Source organism: Rahnella aquatilis CIP 78.65 = ATCC 33071, from assembly GCF_000241955.1.
In the GTDB taxonomy this organism is placed as follows: domain Bacteria; phylum Pseudomonadota; class Gammaproteobacteria; order Enterobacterales; family Enterobacteriaceae; genus Rahnella; species Rahnella aquatilis.
Window position 1 is genome coordinate 1 of the sequence record NC_017092.1, and the last position, 2,139, is coordinate 2,139.

At 52.9% G+C, this 2,139-nt stretch carries 2 protein-coding genes; one reads left to right on the top strand and one right to left on the bottom strand.

The window, feature by feature from the left end:
• The first annotated feature begins 166 nt into the window (after window positions 1–166).
• Complete coding sequence (locus tag RAHAQ2_RS24585) at window positions 167–598, top strand: DUF29 domain-containing protein (protein WP_014440113.1); 432 nt, start codon at window positions 167–169, stop codon at window positions 596–598.
• A gap of 925 nt (window positions 599–1,523) precedes the next feature.
• On the opposite strand, the gene RAHAQ2_RS24590 is transcribed toward RAHAQ2_RS24585, so the two are convergent.
• Window positions 1,524–1,934 carry a DNA-binding protein gene (locus RAHAQ2_RS24590; protein WP_014440114.1) on the bottom strand — a complete coding sequence of 137 codons (411 nt, stop codon included), beginning with the start codon at window positions 1,932–1,934 and terminating at the stop codon, window positions 1,524–1,526.
• Window positions 1,935–2,139: the final 205 nt, after the last annotated feature.

Consider the following 2,139-nt stretch of genomic DNA (forward strand, 5'->3'; position numbering starts at 1 on the left):
AAACGGTGAACGGTCGCGGAATTTATTGCGCGGCCGCGAGGCGTTGGCCAAGCCGCCGGCGCGGCAGAACGTTGCGCATGCGCAACGTTTAAAAACGGTGAGGAGATTTTTCTCGGTGAAGTTTGACCAGGCTATGCGTTGTTTCTTGGAGCGAAATGGAGGGGATATGACAGCCCGTTATGAGACTGATTTTTATGGCTGGACGCGTGAACAGGCCGATTTACTGCGCAATGGCAGATTTAGTGAACTGGACACACAGAATCTTCTGGAGGAGATCGAGGCAATGGGCACAAGCGCGGAAACCGAGCTGGAGTCGCGCCTCGAAGTCCTGTTTATCCATATGCTGAAATGCCAATTGCTGTCAGAACATCAGGCGCGCAGCTGGAAACTCACTATAGAGGAACAGCGCCGCAAGATTGAGCGCAGCCTCAGGAAAAGCCCAAGCATCAGACACAAGCTACCTGAGATCATCGGAGATGCCTACGGCGATGCGGTGATCGGCGCCGAACGCGAGACACACATCAAGCGCTCAGTATTCCCTGCTGAATGCCCGTGGTCGTTTGAGCAGTTTATGGATCCGAAATTCTACCCGGAGTAAATCCGGACGTTTTCCAAACAGCGGTCATCCGGGTAACGGTGAGCGAGCGCGGAATTTTTTCGCGGTCATGAGCCGTTGGTGGGGTGTCGGGGCGCAGCCCTGACCAGGCACTTTTGGGATCGCGGCCAGCTCGATGGCGGTGGACACAAAACATTTCCTGTCCGCCTGTTGTGCTTCGTTTTGCGGCTGGTTATTCTGGCTTCGCTATCGTTGCGTGCCGCAACTGCCAAAACCCGTGTGGCCTGAGACGGGTGCCTTCGGGCGGCCACTGCCAATGTTCCTGTGATTTGAGAGAAACGCCTTCGGGTGATCACATGCCAATACCGTTATGACCTGAGAGACGGTGCCTTCGGGCGGTCACTGAAGCCGCAGAAAACCTCTGAAAAACGCGGCACCCACAATCCAGTGGCTGAGGTCTACACCTAAAGTCTTGCTTTAGGTTGCACTCAAAGCAGCACTGCCTGCATATAACACCACATCAGCCTCCACCAGGGCATTTACCATCGCACGCGCGTCACTTGCGTATCGCGAAGCGTTTACCAAGTGACGCGCGCGCAAAAGCGCCGCGAACCCCCATGCCGCAAACCCCAGGGGCATTTTCCACTATCTGACACACACGTGATCGGCGACTTTACGCCGTCTGTACCGGCACCGCCGGCAGACATTATTTTGATATGAGGGATAAAACGACACGACATCGATGGCGACACCGGGAAACCGGTGTGTGGAGGCAGTCTGACGAACGTCAGCCCGGCGAAAGCCGCGAACGGATCAGAGATCCGGGGCGCCTTGCAAGAACTCAACCATTCGCCGCCCCGGTGCACAGATGTCTGTCGTGACGCATGACGCGCAAAATAAACCGTGCCGCCGGGGTGAATTTAAGCCGTATCGAGACTGAAAAGACCTGGGAGTGAAAGTCCCTATGTCAGGATTTCCAGAACCGCCACCATGGAGAATTATCAGATGCCGCTGCCACAGGTTGAATTTCTTTCTTATGCTCAAGCAGAAGCATCGCCTGTTTCAAGCTATCGATATGTGATTGCTGAGCGGTCACCAGTTCTCTGAGATGTTCCACCTCCTGAGTCAACTGCTGATGTACCTGTTCAGACTGTGCAGTCTCACTTGTAAACCTTTGCCCAGTTACTTGTCCATCTAGCTGTGCGGGTTGAACAGATGACAAGGTTCCAAAAACCCGTAATAGTTCTGATGTGTCGAGTAATTTAGTATTTTTCATACCTGAACAACTGGACAGTTCACCAGCCTTAATAAGCCTGTGCAGTGTCGTACGGCTTTTACCGGTCAAACGTGATGCTTCACTGATCGAAATTTTAGCCATGTGACGAACCTGCGGTTGGAGTAGTGTTACTAATAATACGGAAGAATGAGAGAATTGGGAGAAAGAGTGGCACGGGCAACCTCAATAACAGATGCCATTACGCTTCCTCGGTTTGACAGACTCCGCTAGTCAAACGCTGCGGCGAGCGTTGCGGTTCATAAGCATAAATATCTGATAAAGGGAGAACATAAACCAGGAAAGGAGT

Coding starts and splice junctions, on each gene's coding strand:
- RAHAQ2_RS24585 (WP_014440113.1), top strand. CDS start 167: ATGACAGCCCGTTATGAGACTGATTTTTATGGCTGGACGCGTGAACAG.
- RAHAQ2_RS24590 (WP_014440114.1), bottom strand. CDS start 1,934: ATGGCTAAAATTTCGATCAGTGAAGCATCACGTTTGACCGGTAAAAGC.